The organism is Pseudomonas sp. Sample_10 (genome assembly GCF_004321495.1).
GTDB lineage: Bacteria > Pseudomonadota > Gammaproteobacteria > Pseudomonadales > Pseudomonadaceae > Aquipseudomonas.
In genome coordinates, this window is record NZ_RCOE01000121.1 from 33,952 (window position 1) to 52,749 (window position 18,798).

14 protein-coding genes are annotated in these 18,798 nt (G+C 62.1%); 8 read left to right on the top strand and 6 right to left on the bottom strand.

What is annotated here, in order from left to right:
- Window positions 1-142: 142 nt before the first annotated feature.
- Window positions 143-1,150 (bottom strand): AraC family transcriptional regulator, encoded by a 1,008-nt coding sequence (locus tag D8U18_RS11985; RefSeq protein ID WP_131107682.1) that lies wholly within the window; start codon window positions 1,148-1,150, stop codon window positions 143-145.
- A gap of 364 nt (window positions 1,151-1,514) precedes the next feature.
- On the opposite strand from D8U18_RS11985, the gene D8U18_RS11990 reads away from it, so the two are divergent.
- The 7 genes from D8U18_RS11990 to D8U18_RS12020 all read left to right on the top strand — a co-directional run bounded on the left by D8U18_RS11990 (window position 1,515) and on the right by D8U18_RS12020 (window position 12,777).
- Entirely contained in the window at window positions 1,515-2,081 is a 567-nt protein-coding gene (locus tag D8U18_RS11990; RefSeq protein ID WP_056855260.1) for an alpha/beta hydrolase, read from the top strand.
- 137 nt (window positions 2,082-2,218) lie between these two features.
- Window positions 2,219-4,222, top strand: coding sequence for a DUF1302 domain-containing protein (locus D8U18_RS11995; RefSeq protein WP_056855137.1), 2,004 nt, complete (start codon window positions 2,219-2,221; stop codon window positions 4,220-4,222).
- A gap of 41 nt (window positions 4,223-4,263) precedes the next feature.
- Window positions 4,264-5,622: a DUF1329 domain-containing protein gene (locus D8U18_RS12000; protein ID WP_056855138.1), complete on the top strand. Its 1,359-nt coding sequence runs from the start codon at window positions 4,264-4,266 to the stop codon at window positions 5,620-5,622.
- 93 nt (window positions 5,623-5,715) lie between these two features.
- Window positions 5,716-6,792, top strand: coding sequence for a YCF48-related protein (locus tag D8U18_RS12005; RefSeq protein WP_131107683.1), 1,077 nt, complete (start codon window positions 5,716-5,718; stop codon window positions 6,790-6,792).
- A gap of 16 nt (window positions 6,793-6,808) precedes the next feature.
- On the top strand, window positions 6,809-9,328 hold the full coding sequence (locus tag D8U18_RS12010) for an MMPL family transporter (protein WP_131107684.1): 2,520 nt from the start codon (window positions 6,809-6,811) through the stop codon (window positions 9,326-9,328).
- Between the two features lie 7 nt (window positions 9,329-9,335).
- Window positions 9,336-11,114 carry an acyl-CoA dehydrogenase C-terminal domain-containing protein gene (locus tag D8U18_RS12015; protein WP_130905224.1) on the top strand — a complete coding sequence of 593 codons (1,779 nt, stop codon included), beginning with the start codon at window positions 9,336-9,338 and terminating at the stop codon, window positions 11,112-11,114.
- 19 nt (window positions 11,115-11,133) lie between these two features.
- Entirely contained in the window at window positions 11,134-12,777 is a 1,644-nt protein-coding gene (locus tag D8U18_RS12020; protein ID WP_131107685.1) for a fatty acid--CoA ligase, read from the top strand.
- A 3-nt stretch (window positions 12,778-12,780) separates the two neighbouring features.
- On the opposite strand, the gene D8U18_RS28725 is transcribed toward D8U18_RS12020, so the two are convergent.
- A complete protein-coding gene (locus D8U18_RS28725) occupies window positions 12,781-12,957 on the bottom strand; it encodes a hypothetical protein (RefSeq protein WP_177435014.1) in 177 nt (58 codons plus the stop codon).
- 142 nt (window positions 12,958-13,099) lie between these two features.
- Between D8U18_RS28725 and D8U18_RS12025 the strand changes: the two genes are divergently transcribed.
- Window positions 13,100-13,441, top strand: a complete 342-nt coding sequence (locus D8U18_RS12025) for a potassium channel family protein (protein WP_130930470.1) — start codon at window positions 13,100-13,102, stop codon at window positions 13,439-13,441.
- A 139-nt stretch (window positions 13,442-13,580) separates the two neighbouring features.
- Here the strand turns inward: D8U18_RS12025 and D8U18_RS12035 are convergent, their stop codons facing one another.
- The 4 genes from D8U18_RS12035 to D8U18_RS12050 are packed head-to-tail and all read right to left on the bottom strand — an operon-like array spanning window position 13,581 to window position 18,713.
- Complete coding sequence (locus D8U18_RS12035) at window positions 13,581-13,802, bottom strand: formate dehydrogenase subunit delta (protein WP_056855144.1); 222 nt, start codon at window positions 13,800-13,802, stop codon at window positions 13,581-13,583.
- Window positions 13,799-16,681: a formate dehydrogenase subunit alpha gene (gene fdhF / locus D8U18_RS12040; RefSeq protein ID WP_131107686.1), complete on the bottom strand. Its 2,883-nt coding sequence runs from the start codon at window positions 16,679-16,681 to the stop codon at window positions 13,799-13,801. The genes D8U18_RS12035 and fdhF overlap by 4 nt, the downstream gene beginning before the upstream one ends.
- Complete coding sequence (locus D8U18_RS12045; protein WP_131107687.1) at window positions 16,678-18,237, bottom strand: formate dehydrogenase beta subunit; 1,560 nt, start codon at window positions 18,235-18,237, stop codon at window positions 16,678-16,680. Before D8U18_RS12045 ends, fdhF begins: the two co-directional genes overlap by 4 nt.
- On the bottom strand, window positions 18,237-18,713 hold the full coding sequence (locus D8U18_RS12050; RefSeq protein WP_131107688.1) for a formate dehydrogenase subunit gamma: 477 nt from the start codon (window positions 18,711-18,713) through the stop codon (window positions 18,237-18,239). The genes D8U18_RS12045 and D8U18_RS12050 overlap by 1 nt, the downstream gene beginning before the upstream one ends.
- Window positions 18,714-18,798 lie beyond the last annotated feature (85 nt).

The window sequence follows — 18,798 nt, forward strand, 5'->3', positions numbered from 1 at the left end:
TGTGCCGGCCTCATCGCGGACAAGCCTTGCTCCTACAGGGAGAGGGTTGTTTATCGAGTTTTCGGACAGCCACAGAGAAATGAATGCTGATTTCGCTCTTTGCGGCGACCGTGCCAGCGGTCGCCGTTTTTTTTGCCTGCTGTCAGGACGGTTTCTGTTTCTGCGCCCGCCACGTCGCCGGCGGCATGCCGAACTGGCTGATGAACCACCGCGTGAACGAACTTGCCATCGAATAACCGAGCATGTCGGCAATACGGCTCAGCGAGTAGTTCGGGTTGTCCAGATAACGCAGCACCAGATCGCGGCGCACATCGTTGATCACGTCGTTGAACGCACAGCCGTCGTCCTTGAGGCGACGTTGCAGGGTGCGCACGTTCATGCCCTGGCTCTGCGCGACTTGCTCGATGGTCGCGCGGCCCATGGGCAGCAGCAGGTAAATGGCTTTGCGCACTTCGAACAGCATCGAGGTGCCATCGTGGCTTTGCAAAGAATCGAGATAACTTTGGGCGTAGCGGGCCATGGCCGGGTCGGCGTTGGGGTTGGTCATGTCGAGGCTGGCATCTGAGCAGACGATACCGTTGAACTCACTGCCGAATTCCAGGGTGCAGCCGAACAGCCGGCGATGCAGTTGCAGGTTGTCCGGTGCCTTGTGCATGAAGTTGACGCTGTACGGGTGCCAGTGCGAACCGAGCAGCGCCGCGCACAAGCGGAACATCACACCGATGGCCAGCTCGGTGGCCTGGCGGCTGGGCATCGGCGTTTCGGTGACGACTTCTTCGCGGATGATCACCATCTTGCCGGCCTCTTCAATGAAGATCGCCAGCGAATCGTTCATCAGGTGCCGGTAATGCACCACCACCTGCAAGGCATCGCGCAACGTGCGCTGATGGCTGAGCAACAGGCTGACCACGCCGAAGTCCGAAAGCTGGCGCGACTCGGCCATGCTCAATCCGAACGTCTGGCAACCACTGGCGCTGGCCGAGTCTTCCAGCAAGCGTACGGCGGCGTCGATCGCAATGCGATGCTCGGGGGCTTGCAATTGCGCCCTGCTCAGGCCGACGGCGGCCAACACATCGCGCGGGTTGAATCCCAAGTACTGGGTGACCTCCAGGTAGTTGGTCAGTACAGCAGCGCGAACAAGCTTGGGCATGCGTAGGTCTTCCCTGGGCCGATGGCTTCTTTTTCTGATGGGCGGGCGTGGCGACTATATCCAGCGCATCGACCGTTGAACAGTTGTCTTGTTGGCGATGGACATCACGCTGGCGGGCGTTGAATCAGCGCTGCTTGCGCGAGCAATCCAGGCTCATCCGTTGATTACAGTGACCCTGCGCCAACCTGTGGGGTTATTCGACCAGCGGTCGAGGCGATAAAGTGTCGGACAATTTGTCATCAAAAGAAAAGTGCCTGACGTCCAATGTAAAGCGCCTCGAGTGGGCGCTCTTTAATGTCGACCCTACAAAAAGCCTCTGGCGAAAACAGCCAGTCGAGATATCGAGAAAGCGAAGGTGTTGACCGTGGACAAATTGCAAACTGCCGCCACCGTTCTGATCGTACCGGGCCTGCGCGAGCACGTTGCCGAGCATTGGCAAACGTTGCTGCAAGCCAAGCTAGCCAAGGTACGCAGCGTCCCGCCGCTGGAGACCGACAAGCTCGACTGCGGTGCTCGCGTGCGGGCGATCCAGCACGAACTGGAGCAGATCGACGGCCCGGTGATTCTGGTAGCCCACAGTGCCGGCGTGCTGATGGTCGCGCATTGGGCGGCGCAGTACAGCCGTCCAATCAAGGGCGCATTGCTGGCCGCGCCACCGGACCTCGATGCAGTCTGGCCGGCCAACTATCCCTCTTCGGAAACACTCAGCAATCAAGGCTGGAATCCTCTGCCACAAGGCCCGCTGCCATTCCGCAGCATCGTGGCCGGCAGCACCAACGATCACCTGGCCAGTTTTTCCGCCGTGACCCGCATGGCTGAAAACTGGGGCGCCGAATTGCTCGATCTGGGCGATGTCGGCCATCTCAATCCGGCCGCAGGATTTGGCCACTGGGCGCAAGCCGAGGCACTGATCCTGCGATTGGACCAATAAAACAGGACCGCTAATACAGGAACCGGCAGGCATCACGTCAGCTGGCATTTGCCCTCACTCCTGAAAACGCAGACCCGAAGAGGAATGCGCGAGGGCGGCTGCGCTTAAAACAAATACAAAAAGGCGGAGACAACGCAATGCACAACAACAAGAGTCACGGGTTCACCGCATCACGCTACACATTGCTGGCCTCGGCCATTCTCGCGGCAACGGTGCCGATGGCCCATGCGGCCGAGATCGAGACAGGTAACCCGGACTGGACCGTTCGCCTGGATAACACCGTCAAGTACAACTATGGCGTGCGCACCGAAAGTGCCGACAAACGCATGTTGGCTACGCCAAACAACAACGACGGCGATTACAACTTTCGCAAGGCCGGCACCAACATCACCAACCGCGTCGACCTGTTGACCGAGATGGACGTGGTCTACCAGAACCACATGGGCTTTCGCGTCAGTGCTGCCAGCTGGTACGACAAGGCGTACGAAAACACCGGTTCCAATTCCAACCCGTTCGTCAACGGCAACGGTTCGACCTCGGGCCTGATCGCCAACGACCCGCGCCTGGCGGGTGTCACCCGGGACAACGTCGGCACCGGCAGCCCGCACCTGAGCAACTACGCGCAGCGCTACTACACCGGCCCGTCCGGCGAAATCCTCGATGCCTTCGTGTTTTACAGCACCGAAGTGGGCGAGGAGTCGATACTCAGCGTCAAGGCTGGCCAGCACAACGTGTTCTGGGGCGAGACCATTCTCAACCCGGTGCACTCGGTCAGTTACGGCCAGTCGGGCCTCGACCTGGCCAAACTCGCCGCATCGCCGGGCACCGAAGCCAAGGAACTGTTCGTCCCGCGCAACCAGCTGTCGATGTCGTTCACCGTCAACCCGGAGTTGACCGTCGGCGCCCAGTACTTCCTCGATTGGGATGAGGCGCGCCTGCCGGAAGCGGGCACTTACTACGGCGGTTCCGACCTGGTCGGTTTCGGTGCGCAATCGTTCCTGCTCGGCAACACCAACGCCGTGGTTCCGGGCAGCCCGCTTGGTTGTGGCCTGGCGCCGTGCAACGGTTTGACCAACGTTCGTCGCGGTCATGACCTGACGCCGGACAAGCGCGGTGACTGGGGCGTCATGGCCAAGTGGTCGCCAGCCTGGCTGGACGGCACCCTCGGCGTTTACTACCGCGAAACATCGGAGATCCTGCCGCAAGCCTGGCTGGACGCCCGTGGCCTGACCTCGGCCAACCCCAACGGCACCCGCCCGGCCGGTCAAGTGCCTGCGGTGATCAACACCCTCAACTCGCTGAACACCGCCACCTATCAGATGGCCTACGCCGACAACATCAAGATCGTCGGCCTGAGCCTGTCCAAGGATGTCGGCGGTGTGAGTGTGGGGTCGGACCTGAACATTCGCCACAACATGCCGCTGGCCAGTATTCCGGCGATCGTCAGCACCAACAGCCCGTTGGGCCTGGGCCAGGGTCTTGGCTTGCTGCCGGCGCGAACTGCTGCCACGGGTGTGATTTATGACACGCCGGAAAAGGGCGACAGCATGGCTGCCACCGGCGACACCCTGCATTGGACGATCAATGGCCTGATGACCATTGCCGATACGCCGCTGTTCGATTCGGCAACCCTGCTCGGCGAGTTGTATTACAGCAACCTGCTCAAGCTCGATAGCAAGAACGAGGCGCTCTACAAAGGCAAGGACAGCTATCGCGGCATCGACGCACCGACCCGGGACAACTGGGGCATCGCGGTCAACTTCACCCCGACCTGGTACCAGGTGTTCCCCGGTGTTGACCTCAACGCGCCGATGTCCGTCAACGTCGGCCTCGATGGCGTGTCACCGGTCTCCGGTGGCGGTGCCAAAGACACCGGCAACTACGCCGTCGGCCTCGGTGCCGTTGTGTACAACAAATACTTTGTCGACCTGAAGTACGTGGACTCCTTCGGCAAAACCGACAAGTGCAATGTCAGCGGCGTAAGCACCGGCCCGACCGGTGGCGACGGCTCTACGCCGAACGCCTTCAGCGGCAACGAAAACTACGCCTGTTACGCCGGTGGCTACTCGGCCTTCTCCGGAGGTGGCGCAACGACTGAGGACCGTGGCGCCGTTTACCTGACGATGAAAACCACTTTTTGATTCACCACTGATTTGCTCAATGCAAGCAGGAGAATAACAAGATGAAATTCGCACAAACCGTGTTGGCCGTTTCGCTGGCCATGGTCCTGGCCGCTCAGGCACAGGCCGCTGTTTCAACCCAGGAAGCCGCCAAGCTGGGCAGCAGCCTGACGCTGGTCGGCGCTGAAAAGGCCGGGAACGCTGATGGTTCCATTCCGGCCTACAACGGTGGCCTGACCACGCCACCGGCCAGTTTCAAATCCGGTGACAGCATGCGCCCGGACCCGTTTGCCAGCGAAAAACCGCTGCTGGTGATCGACGGCAAGAACGTCGATCAGTACAAGAACCTGCTCAGCGCCACCACCGTTGAACTGGCCAAGCGCTTCCCGACGTTCCGTGTCGATGTGTTCCCGACTCACCGTACCGTCTCGCTGCCACAGGCCATTCTGGACAACGGCGTGAAGAACGCCAGCGGTGCCAAGTCCCTGGAAAACGGCCTGGCCATCGACAACGTGCTGCCGGGCGTACCGTTCCCGATCCCTCAGTCGGGCAACGAAGCGATGTGGAACTTCCTGTTGCGTTATCAGGGCGTGAGCATCAACTCCAAGTACGACTCCTGGAACGTCGACTCCGCGGGTGTGCCGAGCCTGGCGACCACCGGGCAGGCGTTCATTTCCTACCCGATCTACGAAAACCTCTCGCAGCCGATCAGCAGCGCCGACGTGTACTACCAGATGAAACTGTCGTACACCGGCCCCGCGCGCCGAGCAGGCGAAGCGGTGATGCTCAAGGACGCCGCCAACCCGCTGCAACAACCACGCCGCGCCTGGCAATACCTGCCGGGTCAGCGTCGGGTGAAACTGGCGCCGAACCTGGCTTACGACACACCGAACCCGGGCACCGCCGGTGCGGGCACCTACGATGACGTGTTCGTGTTCAACGGGGCGCTGGATCGCTACGACTGGAAGCTGGTGGGCAAGCAGGAAATGATCGTGCCCTACAACACCTACAAGCTGACCTACGCCCAGGATCCGAAGTCGCTGACCACCGCCAACCACCTCGCGCCGGACTTCGTGCGCTGGGAAAAACACCGTGTATGGGTGGTCGAAGGCACGCTCAAGGCCGGTGCCCGGCACATCTACGCCAAGCGCCGCTTCTACCTCGACGAAGACAGCTGGAGCGCTCTGGCCTCTGACCAGTACGACGCCCGTGGTCAACTCTATCGCGGCTCCTTCGCCTTCCTCAGCCAGAGCTACGACAAGCAGGTGCCGGACTCCACGCCGTTCATGATCTACGACCTGGTGGGCGGTTCCTACAACATCAACGGCGTAGTCGGCCCGTACGGCGGCATCAAGTACATCGAGCCGCTCTCCAAGGCGCAGTGGTCGTCGGAATCCCTGGCCGGCGCCGGTATTCGCTAAGCCTGTGGGAGCGAGCAGGCTCGCTCCCACAACAGCATGAACGTCGGGCACACGCCTGTGTGTCCCGACGCGGCTTTCCGAAGAGGACGCGGTATGTGTTCGTATAAAAACTGCTTGCAGCTGGCGTTGGGCATAGTGCTCGGCGTATTACAGGGCGTCACCCACGCCACCGATTATGTCGACGTGCTGGACCTGCCCGCCAGGGTCAGCGCCTTGGCCATCAACAGCCCGTTGTCCGGCATGGCCCGCGCCGGTGAGCGCGTGATTGCCGTCGGCCAGCGCGGCCATATTCTGTTTTCCGACGATGCCGGCCAGCATTGGCAACAGGCCGCCGTGCCCGTCAGTGCCGATCTCACAGCGGTGAATTTTCCGACCACCACCCAAGGCTGGGCGGTGGGCAATGACGGCGTGGTGCTGCACAGCAGCGACGCCGGCGCGACCTGGCACAAGCAGCTCGACGGCCGCCAGATCGGCGACATCCTGGTCAAGCACTACACGGCACTGGCCAGTGCCGAACCGGGCAACGAGCAGTGGCCATTGCTGGTGGCCGAGGGCGAGCGACTGGTCGAGCAAGGCGCGGACAAACCGCTGCTCGATGTCTGGTTTGCCAATGACAAAGTCGGTTATGTGGTCGGCGTATTCAACCTGATCCTGCGCACCGAGGACGCTGGCCAGAGCTGGACGCCCTATCAGGATCGCACCGACAACCCGCAAGGTTTCCACCTCAACGCCATCGCGTCGACTGGCGACGCGTTGTACATCGCGGGCGAACAAGGCCTGTTGCTCAAATGGGATGACAAAGGCCAACGCTTCGCTGCTGTGCCAACGCCTTATCAAGGCAGCTTCTTCGGTGTGCTCGGCAAGCCGGGCGAAGTACTCGTCTATGGCTTGCGCGGCAACGTCCTGCGCAGCACCGATGGCGGCCACAACTGGAGCGCCCTCGACAGCGGCCTGCGCGTGAGCATTACCGCTGGGCTGATCGATGCCCGTGGCAATTACCGCCTGTTCACCCAGGGCGGGCAGATGCTGGTCAGCCAGGGCACGGGCGCGCAATTGCGCCTGCTGCGCCAACCGGTGCCGACACCGGTCGCCGGTGCTACCCAGTCCGCCACTGGCGCGTTGGTGGTCGCGGGCAGCCGTGGCGCCCAGACGCTAGCCCTCGAACCCTAAGAGCGAGAACCCAGACATGGGCAATATCAAACAAGACGCCATGCCGGTCATCCGCGAGCTGCGGGATTTCGATCGACACTCCGGCAACCTCCTCGAACGGCTGGTGTTCAACTACCGCCCGCTGTTCATGCTGCTGATGGCGCTGGCCACCGTGGTGCTGGGCTTCATGGCCGTGACCCGCCTTGAACTGCGCCCCAGCTTCGAAAAAATGATTCCGCAGAGCCAGCCGTACATCCAGAATTTCCTGGAAAACCGCCAATCGTTGCGCGGTTTGGGCAACTCGGTGCGGGTGGTGGTCGAGAACACCCAAGGCGATATTTTCGACCCCGCGTACCTCGACGTGCTCAAGCAGGTCAACGACCAGTTGTTCCTCACCGAAGGCGTCGACCGCGCGTGGATGAAATCGCTGTGGAGCCCTGCGGTACGCTGGACCGAAGTCACCGAGGACGGTTTCCAGGGTGGCCCGGTGATGCCCGATACCTATTCCGGCCAGCCGGAGCAAATCGAGCAGTTGCGCCAGAACATCTCCCGCGCCGGCATCGTCGGCAGCCTGGTCGCCAGCGACTTCAAGTCGAGCATGTTGATCGTACCGCTGTTGGACAAAGCCGCCGCGGGTGGCCAACCGATCAACTACCACGCGTTCTCGCAGATGCTCGAAGAGCAGTTGCGCGACAAGATCGAATTCGCCGGCGACAGCGCCGCGCGTAAATCCGGGGAGGAGGGCAAGGGCCAGTACAAGGTGCGGGTGATCGGCTTCGCCAAATTGATGGGCGACCTGATCGACGGCCTGATCCAGGTGATGATGTTCTTCGGCCTGGCCGTGATCACCTCGCTGGCGATCATCTACGCCTACACCCGTTGCGTGCGCAGCACCTTGCTGGTGGTCGGCTGCTCGCTGATCGCGGTGGTCTGGCAACTGGGCATCGTCGCCTGGCTCGGTTATGCCATCGATCCGTATTCGGTGCTGGTGCCGTTCCTGATCTTCGCCATCGGCGTGTCCCACGCCGCGCAGAAGATGAACGGCATCATGCAGGACATCGCCCGTGGCACCCACAAACTGATCGCCGCGCGCTACACCTTCCGCCGCCTGTTCATCGCCGGTGTCACCGCGTTGCTGGCCGACGCGGTGGGTTTTGCGGTGCTGATGCTGATCGACATTCCGGTGATCCAGGACCTGGCGATCACCGCCAGCATCGGTGTCGCGGTGCTGATCTTCACCTCGCTGTTGCTGATGCCGGTGGCGCTGTCCTATGTTGGCGTTGGCGCCAAAGCAGCCGAGCGCGCCCTGAAAATCGACAACCGCGCCGAACACCACAAAGGTTTCGGCAAACTGTGGGACCTGCTCGACCGCTTCACCACGGCCAAGTGGGCGACCGGTGCAGTATTGGCCGCGGTGCTGATGGGCATCGGCGGCTTCATGGTCAGCCTCAACCTGAAGATCGGCGACCTCGAAAGCGGTGCGCCGGAGCTGCGTGCCGACTCGCGCTACAACCGCGACAACGCCTACATCACCCAGCATTACGCGCTGTCCAGCGACCTGTTCGCGGTGATGATCAAGACCGCGCCGGAAGGCTGCCTGAACTACAAGACCCTGGTGCTCGCCGATCGCCTGGCCTGGGAGCTGCAACAGTACCCGGGCGTGCAGGCGACGACGTCGCTGGTCAACGCCGTGCGGCAGATCACCGCCGGCACCTATGAAGGCAACCCCAAGCTCAACAGCATCCAGCGCAACCAGGACGTGCTCAACTACGCCGCGCAGCAGGCCTCGGTCAACTCGCCGGAGCTGTTCAACAACAACTGCTCGCTGATGCCGGTGATCACCTTCCTCAAGGATCACAAGGCAGAAACCCTGGACGCCGTGGTGGCGATTGCCGACAAGTTCGCCAAGGAAAACAGCACAGAAGATCGGCAGTTCCTGCTGGCGGCCGGCAGCGCCGGCATCGAAGCGGCGACCAACATCGTCGTACGCGAAGCCAATCGCACCATGCTGCTGTACGTCTACGCGGCGGTGACGCTGTTCTGCCTGATCACCTTCCGCAGCTGGCGCGCCACGCTGGTGGCGCTGTTGCCGCTGGTGCTGACCTCGATCCTCTGTGAAGCGCTGATGGTCGCCATGGGCATCGGCGTCAAGGTCGCGACCCTGCCGGTGATCGCCCTTGGCGTGGGCATCGGCGTCGACTACGCCTTGTACCTGCTCAGCGTGCAATTGCACTTCCAGCGCCAGGGCTTGCCGCTGTCCCAGGCCTATCGCAATGCGGTGTCCTTCACCGGGCGGGTGGTCGGGCTGGTGGGCATCACCCTCGCGGCGGGCGTGGTGTGCTGGGTCTGGTCACCGATCAAGTTCCAGGCCGACATGGGCATCCTGCTGACCTTCATGTTCCTGTGGAACATGCTCGGCGCGCTGATCCTGATCCCGGCCCTGTCGTACTTCCTGCTGCGCGAACGGGTGCCGCAAACCGCGCCTGTCATGCCGGCCGAAACCACCGAAACCACTGAACGTCCCGGCATGCCCAATGCCCTGACCACTTCCGAGTAAGCCAACAATGTCTGAATACAAAGCTCCCCTGCGCGACATGCGCTTCGTACTCAACGAGGTTTTCCAGGTATCCCGGCTGTGGGCCAAATTGCCTGGCCTGGCCGACGTGATCGATGAACAAACCGCTGCCGCGATCCTCGAAGAGGCCGGCAAGATCAGTGGTGAAGTGGTGGCGCCGTTGAACCGCGCCAGCGACGAACAGGGCTGCACCTGGAACAACGGCGCAGTCGGCGCAGCGGACGGATTCGCCGAGGCCTATCAGGCGTTTGCCGAGGGTGGTTGGGTCGGCGTCGGCGGTGATCCGCAGTTCGGCGGCATGGGCATGCCCAAGGCGATTTCGGCGCAGGTCGAAGAGATGGTCAACTCGGCCAGCCTGTCGTTCGGTCTGTACCCGATGCTCACGGCCGGTGCCTGCCTGTCGATCAACGCCCACGCCAGCGAAGCGCTGAAAACCAAATACCTGCCGAACATGTACGCCGGCACCTGGACCGGTTCGATGTGTCTGACCGAAGCCCATGCCGGCACGGACCTGGGGCTGATCCGCACCCGCGCCGAGCCGCAGGCTGACGGCAGCTACAAGGTCAGCGGCAGCAAGATTTTCATCACCGGCGGCGACCACGACCTGACCGAGAACATCATCCATTTGGTGCTTGCACGCCTGCCCGATGCGCCGGCAGGACCGAAAGGCATCTCGCTGTTCCTGGTGCCCAAGGTGCTGGTCAACGACGACGGGTCATTGGGCGAACGCAACGCGCTGTCCTGTGGTTCCATCGAACACAAGATGGGCATCAAGGCTTCCGCCACGTGCGTGATGAACTTCGATGGCGCGACAGGCTGGATTGTCGACGCACCGAACAAAGGCCTGGCAGCGATGTTCACCATGATGAATTACGAGCGCCTGGGCGTGGGCATTCAAGGCCTGGCGCAGGGCGAGCGTTCCTACCAGAACGCCGTCACATACGCCCGTGATCGCCTGCAAAGTCGTGCACCGACCGGGGCGCAATTCAAGGAAAAATCCGCCGACCCGATCATCGTCCACCCCGATGTGCGCCGCATGCTGCTGACCATGAAAGCGCTGAACGAAGGCGGTCGCGCATTCTCCAGCTACGTGGCCCTGCAACTGGACACCGCCAAATACAGCGCAGATGAAGCCACCCGTAACCGCGCCCAGGAACTGGTGGCCCTGCTGACGCCGGTGGCCAAGGCATTCCTCACCGACATGGGCCTGGAAACCACCTTGCACGGCCAAATGGTGTTCGGCGGCCACGGCTACATCCGCGAGTGGGGCCAGGAGCAACTGGTGCGTGACGTGCGCATCACCCAGATCTATGAAGGCACCAACGGCATCCAGTCCCTTGACCTCGCCGGGCGCAAGATCGTCGGCAGCGGCGGGGCGCTGTACCGGTTGTTCGCCTCGGAAATCCGCAACTTCACTGCCAACGCCTGCGCCGATCTCAAGGAGTTCACCCAGCCACTGAACGCCGCCGTCGACACCCTCGACGAACTCACCGCATGGCTGCTGGACCGGGCGCAAAGCAACCCGAATGAAATCGGCGCGGCCTCGGTCGAGTACCTGCACGTGTTCGGCTACACCGCGTACGCCTATATGTGGGCGCGGATGGCCAAGGCGGCCATGAGCACCCATTCCACTGACGACTTCTACGTCAGCAAACTGGCCACCGCGCGCTTCTACTTTGCCCGCGTGCTGCCGCGTATCCACTCGCTGAGCGCATCGGCCAAGGCCGGCAGCGAATGCCTGTTTGCGATGCAAGCCGAGCAGTTCTGAAAGGACAAGGAACCCCGACATGATGGCGACAAAAATAATTCCACCCGCCGAAGGCGCTTACGCCTACCCCTTGCTGATCAAGCAATTGCTGCTGTCCGGCGTGCGCTATGAACCGGGCCGGGAGATCGTCTACGCCGACAAACTGCGCTACACCTACCAGACGCTCAACGAACGTATCCGCCGCCTGGCCAATGCGTTGACGGCGGCCGGGGTCAAGGCGGGCGACACCGTGGCGCTGCTCGATTGGGACAGCCACCGCTATCTGGAGTGCTTCTTCGCCGTGCCGATGATCGGCGCGGTGCTGCACACGGTGAACATTCGCCTGTCACCGGAGCAGGTGCTGTTCACCATGAACCACGCCGAGGATGACGTGGTGCTGGTGCATGATGATTTCTTGCCGCTGGTCGAACAAATCCACGGTCGACTGCAAACCGTAAGAGGCTACCTGCAACTCACCGATGACGAAGCGACTGCCACCTCGTTGCCTGTTTTGGGCGAATACGAGCACCTGCTGTCCGAGGCATCCGAGCAATACGACTTCCCCGACTTCGACGAGAACTCGGTGGCGACCCTGTTCTACACCACCGGCACCACCGGCGACCCGAAAGGCGTGTACTTCACCCATCGCCAATTGGTCCTGCATACCCTGAATGCCGTCGGCACCCTGGGCGTGTACCAAGGCCAGCCGCTGCTGCGCTCCGACGACGTATACATGCCGATCACGCCGATGTTCCACGTGCATGCGTGGGGCGTGCCGTATGTCGCAACGCTGATGGGCATCAAACAGGTTTACCCCGGTCGCTACGAACCCAACAGCCTGGTGCGCTTGTACCGCGAAGAGAAGGTCACGTTCTCCCACTGCGTGCCGACCATTTTGCAGATGATCCTCAACTGCGAGGAAGGCAAGGCGACCCGTTTCAACGGCTGGAAAATGCTCCTCGGCGGCAGTGCCCTGACCCTCGGCATCGCCTGCGAAGCCTGCGCCAAAGGTATGCACGTGCACGCCGGTTACGGCATGTCGGAAACCTGCCCGTTGCTGTGCCTGACTTACCTGCGTGATGAAGACCTCGCGCTGTCACGCGAAGCGCAGTTGCCGATCCGCATCAAGACTGGCACGACGGTGCCGATGGTCGACTTGAAAATCATCGATGCCAACGGCAACGACGTCGCCCACGACGGTGAATCCCTGGGTGAAATCGTGGTCCGGGCGCCGTGGCTGACCCAAGGCTATCTGAAGGAGCCGGCAAAAGGCGCCGAGCTCTGGGAGAACGGCTGGCTGCACACCGGCGACATGGCCTCCATCGACACGCTCGGCTGCGTGGAAATCAAGGACCGTATCAAGGACGTGATCAAGACCGGCGGCGAGTGGATCAGCTCCCTGGAACTGGAAAGCCTGATCAGCGAACACCCGGCGGTGATGTCGGTCGCGGTGGTGGGTATCGTCGATGAACAATGGGGCGAGCGTCCCATGGCCATGGTCGTCAGCGAGCCGGGGCAATACCTGGATCGCAAGATGCTGGAAACTCACTTGCAAGCTTTCGTCGACGGCGGCCGTATCAACAAATGGGCAATCCCCAAGCAGTTCAAGTTCGTCGCCGAAATCCCCAAGACCAGCGTCGGCAAGATCAACAAGAAACTGATCCGCGAAAGCGAAGCGAACTAAGCGCTACATCCTCGGCCGTGGCATGGTCGAGGGCATGCGTTGTTGCGGCGGGATAATCCTGCCGCTGCCTCCGTTGGCGGACGGCCGCGCCTGGTCGTCCTGACGGCTGTCGTGGCAGGACGAACCGCTGATGGCCACGGTCACGGCGAACAGGAGAGGCGCGAGCAAGTGCTTGGACATGGGGATTTTCCAGTGCCGGGTCATTGCAGCTTAATCGCTGTTACGCGCCTGCCACGTTCCGTTGGTCCGGCTTCCGGTTGGCGATTCTTGTGCCAAGCTGTTCGGATGCCAATCCGCCTGCCGCCGCCAGGAAACCCAGCACATGAAACTCATCCACACGTCGCACATCCGTCGAGAGTTCTACAAAGCCGTCGGCTACTCCCTTCGAATCGTCTGGCCGATTCTGTCCACCATGCTGGTGGTCATCGTTATATTCGGCCTGATCATCAGCCACCTGGAAGGCTGGGACCCGTTCGACGGCATCTATTTCGGTTTCGTGACAGGCTTGACCATCGGCTATGGCGAATTGGTGCCGAAACTGCCGTTGTCGCGGCTTTTGGCAATATTGCTGGGCTTCAATGGCGTGCTGCTGACGGCGATTTTTGCGGCGATCAGCGTCAGGGCGATTGAAATTGCCGTGCGTGTGACAGGCGCAGACAAGTAACGGGTTCAACCCACCCCTGTGGGAGCGGGCTTGCCCGCGATGGCGTCAGTCCAGTCGACATTAATGTTGAATGTGATGGCCTCATCGCGGGCAAGCCCGCTCCCACAGGTTTTGCAGTCAATTTCCAGGGATCGGCAGGCTAAGCCTCCCAACCAGCCCCACTCACCGCGGCCTGCACCAGCGGGTGCAAGTCCGCGCCCTTATGCTCCGTCTGCCAGGCCAACAACTCCTTGCGCATGCTCGGCGCCCAGAACATCTGCAGATGATTACGCACACTGAGCACGGCCTGCTCCTGGTCCGGTTGAGTGGCGAAGTACTGGGCGATCTGGTTGGCCATCTTGATCAGGTTGTCGGTGCTCATCGGCGTACCTCCGCTTTATCGCCACGGGCCTTGCGGCGGTCCTTGAGCAAGCGGTCCTGTTCGTCGCTGAATGCCTGGAAGCGTTTTTGCCACTCCGAAGGGTGATAAACGCGGCTGACTTCGACGGCCGTAACCTTGTACTCCGGACAGTTGGTGGCCCAGTCGGAGTTGTCGGTGGTGATCACGTTGGCCCCTGATTCGGGGAAGTGGAACGTGGTGTACACCACGCCCGGCGCAACCCGTTCGGTAATCCGCGCACGCAGCACCGTCTGCCCGGCGCGGCTGCCGATGCCGACCCAGTCACCTTCATTGATGCCACGGCTCTCGGCGTCGGTCGGGTGGATTTCCAGGCGGTCTTCATCATGCCAGGCAACGTTCTCTGTGCGCCGGGTCTGGGCGCCGACGTTGTACTGGCTGAGGATGCGCCCGGTGGTCAGCAGCAGCGGATAACGCGTGTTGACCTTCTCTTCGGTAGGCACATAACCGGTGAGCATGAAGCGCCCCTTGCCGCGCACGAATTGCTCGATGTGCATGGTCGGCGTGCCGTCCGGTGCCGCGGCGTTGCATGGCCATTGCAGGCTGCCGTGACGCTCCAGTTCGGCGTAGCTGACGTTGGTGAAGGTCGGCGTCAGGCTGGCGATTTCATCCATGATTTCTGACGGATGCCGGTAATTCATCGGGTAGCCCAACGCGTTGGCCAGCGCCACAGTGCCTTCCCAGTCGGCCTTGCCACCCAACGGCTCCATGACCTTGCGCACCCGCGAGATGCGCCGTTCGGCGTTGGTGAAAGTGCCGTCCTTTTCCAGGAACGAACTGCCCGGCAGAAACACATGGGCAAACTTGGCGGTTTCGTTGAGGAAAATGTCCTGCACCACCACGCATTCCATGGCCGACAGCGCCGCGGTGACGTGTTGAGTATTCGGATCGCTCTGGGCGATGTCCTCGCCCTGGCAATACAAACCCTTGAAACTGCCGCCCAGCGCGGCCTCGAACATGTTGGGGATACGCAGGCCCGGGTCGGGTTGCAGGGTGACGTTCCACGCCTGTTCGAACTGGGTGCGCACTTCCACGTTGGAGACATGCCGGTAACCAGGCAGTTCGTGGGGGAACGAGCCCATGTCACAAGAGCCCTGCACGTTGTTCTGCCCGCGCAACGGGTTCACGCCTACACCTTCGCGACCGATGTTGCCGGTGGCCATGGCCAGGTTGGCGATGCCCATCACCGCGGTGCTGCCCTGGCTGTGCTCGGTCACCCCCAGGCCGTAATAGATCGCCGCGTTGCCGCCTGTGGCATACAGCCGCGCTGCGGCACGAATGTCGGCCGCGGGCACGCCGCAGATGGCGCCCAGTACTTCTGGCGAGTTGTCCGGGCGGCTGACGAATTCGCGCCAATTGGCAAAATCGCTGCCTTCGCAGCGGGCGTCGATGAAGGCCTGATTGAGCAGCCCTTCAGTGACGATCACGTGGGCCAAGGCATTGAGCATGGCGACGTTGGTGCCCGGGCGCAGCGCCAAGTGCAGCTCGGCGCGGGCATGCACCGAGTCCACTAGATCAATGCGCCGTGGATCAATCACAATCAACCGTGCGCCTTCACGCAGGCGACGTTTGAGTTGGGAGGCGAATACCGGGTGGGCATCGCTGGGGTTGGCGCCCATCACCAGGATCACATCGGCCTGCATCACCGAATCGAAACTCTGGGTGCCCGCCGATTCGCCAAGGGTTTGTTTCAGGCCATAGCCAGTCGGCGAGTGACAGACCCGCGCACAGGTGTCGACGTTGTTATTGCCGAACGCGGCGCGCACCAGTTTTTGCACCAGGTAGGTTTCTTCGTTGGTGCAGCGGCTGGAGGTGATGCCACCGATGGAATCGCGGCCGTATTTTTGCTGCAACCGACGGAATTCGCTGGCGGCGTAGGTCACCGCCTCATCCCAGCTGACTTCCTGCCACGGGTCGTTGATGTGTTTGCGGATCATCGGCTTGGTGATGCGATCCGGGTGGGTCGCGTAACCCCAGGCAAAGCGGCCCTTGACGCAGGAATGGCCGTGGTTGGCCTGGCCGTTCTTGTCCGGCACCATGCGCACCAGTTGGTCGCCTTTCATCTCGGCGCGGAACGAGCAGCCCACGCCGCAATAGGCACAAGTAGTGATCACGCTGTGTTCGGGCTGGCCCATTTCGACCACGCTTTTTTCCATCAGCGTCGCAGTAGGGCAGGCTTGTACACAGGCGCCGCAGGACACGCATTCCGAATCGAGGAAGTTATCCCCACCGGCAGCGGCCACACGGGATTCAAAACCGCGCCCGGTAATCGTCAGGGCGAAGGTGCCCTGGGTTTCTTCGCAGGCGCGCACGCAGCGGTTGCAGACGATGCACTTGCTCGGGTCATAGTCGAAGTAGGGGTTGGAGGTGTCCTTCACGTCCTCCAGATGGTTCTCGCCTTCATAGCCGTAACGCACTTCCCGCAGACCAACCTGGCCGGCCACGGTTTGCAGCTCGCAATTGCCGTTGGCCGAGCAGGTCAGGCAGTCCAGCGGGTGATCGGAGATGTACAACTCCATGACATTGCGCCGCAGCGTCGCAAGCTTCGGCGTCTGGGTGTGCACGCTCATGCCTTCAGTGACCGGCGTGGTGCAGGACGCCGGGTAACCGCGCATGCCGTCGATCTCCACCAGGCACATGCGGCAGGAGCCGAAGGCTTCCAGGCTGTCGGTGGCACAGAGTTTGGGAATGGTGGTGCCCAGTAGCGCAGCGGCGCGCATTACCGAGGTGCCTTCGGGCACGCTGATGCTGCGGCCGTCGATGCTCAGGGTGACTTGCACCTGGCTGTCGCGGGCCGGTGTACCCAGATCGATATCGGTTTTCGGGTCGAAGAGAGTGATCATTGCTCGGCCTCCGAGGGCTGCAAGCCGAAGTCGGCGGGGAAGTACTTGAGGGCGCTGACCACCGGGAAGGGCGCCATGCCGCCCAACGCGCACAGCGAACCGTATTGCATCGTGTCGCACAGGTCCTTGAGGATGATCACCTGCTCATCGCGACCGCTCTGGTCCGGCGCGGCCAGCAGGCGGTCGATCACCTCGACACCGCGAGTCGAGCCGATGCGGCATGGCGTGCATTTGCCACAGGATTCCTCGGCGCAGAACTCCATCGCGAAACGTGCCATCTGAGCCATGTCCAGACTGTCGTCAGCCACCACCACACCACCGTGACCGAGCATCGCGCCAATGGCGGCGAAGGCTTCGTAATCCAGCGGTGTATCGAATTGCGACGGTGGCACCCAGGCGCCGAGCGGCCCACCGACCTGCGCCGCCTTCAGCGGCCGGCCACTGGCGGTGCCGCCGCCGTAATCTTCAACCAACTCCCGCAGGGTCAGGCCAAAAGCCCGTTCCACCAGACCGCCCTGACGAATATTGCCCGCCAGCTGGAAAGGCATGGTGCCCAGGGAACGGCCCATGCCGTAATCGCGATAGAACTGCGCACCCTTGGCCAGAATCAGCGGCACCGAAGCCAACGTCAGCACGTTGTGCACCAGGGTCGGCTGACCGAACAGGCCCTTCAAGGCAGGAATCGGCGGCTTGGCGCGCACGACCCCGCGCTTGCCTTCCAGAGAGTCCAGCAGCGCGGTTTCTTCACCGCAGATGTAGGCACCGGCACCGACCCGCACTTCCATATCGAAGGCCTGACCGCTGCCGCCGACATTGGCGCCGAGGTAACCGTTCGCCCGGGCGATCTCCAGTGCGCTGCGTAAGGTCACCACCGCATCCGGATATTCCGAGCGCACGTAGATGTAGCCGTAAGTGGCGCCGACGCACAGGCCGGCAATCGCCATGCCTTCGATCAGCAGGAAAGGGTCGCCTTCCATCAGCATGCGGTCGGCAAAAGTGCCGGAGTCGCCTTCGTCGGCGTTGCACACGATGTACTTTTGCGCCGCTTCGGTCGCCCGCACCGTGCGCCATTTGATCCCGGCGGGGAAAGCCGCGCCGCCACGGCCACGCAGGCCTGAGTCGAACACTGCCGTGGCAGTTTGCTCGCCGCCGATGGCGACGGCCCGGTTCAAACCTTCGAAACCGCCGTGGGCCCGGTAATCCTCCAGCGACAGCGGCTGGGTGATGCCAGCGCGGGCAAACAACAGGCGCTGCTGAGTTTTCAGATAAGGCAACTCTTCCACCAGGCCCAAGGCCAGTGGATGCTTTGAAGGTTCGTCTTTTAATGAATCGAGCACTGAGGGCACATCGTCAGCGGTCAGAGGGCCGAAGCCAATACGACCTTGCGGGGTGTCCATTTCCAGCAGCGGTTCCAACCAGTACAGGCCACGGGAACTGGTGCGCTGCAACTCCAGCGGCAGATTGCGTTCCTGGGCTTGAGTGATCAGGGCCGTGGAGACCTCGTCGGCACCCACAGCACGGGCCAGCGAATCACAGGGCAGATAAAGAGTCGGCATCACGCGTCCTCCCGGCAAGCGTCGAGCAAGGCATCCAGACGCTCGGCACTCAGCCGCGCATGCACCCGACCATCCAGCTCCAGTGCCGGCGAACAGGCGCATGCCCCAAGGCAATACACCGGCCGCAAGCTGATGCTGCCATCGACACTGCTGCCGTGGTCGTCCAGTTGCAGGCGCTCACGCAACTGCGCCGCCAACTGTTCGGCACCGCGACTCTTGCACGACTCGGCCCGGCACAGCCGCAGGATATGCCGCGCGGGCGGCGCAGTACGGAAGTCATGGTAAAAACTGATCACCCCACGCACCTCGGCCTGGCTCAGGTTCAGGGCATGGGCAATCTCGGGGACGGCGACATCGGGGACGTACCCAATGTGCTCCTGAATATCATGAAGAATAGGCAACAGCGCACCCGCAGAGCCCTTGTGGCGCTCCAGCAAACTGTTGACCACCGGCAGGTGCAACATCTCATCAGGCATTCAGCAATCCTCACGGTCACGGACAAACCAAATGGCTGTCGGTCGTCCGAAAGTGTCGGCTGCGGCACTCACACCACGTCACGGT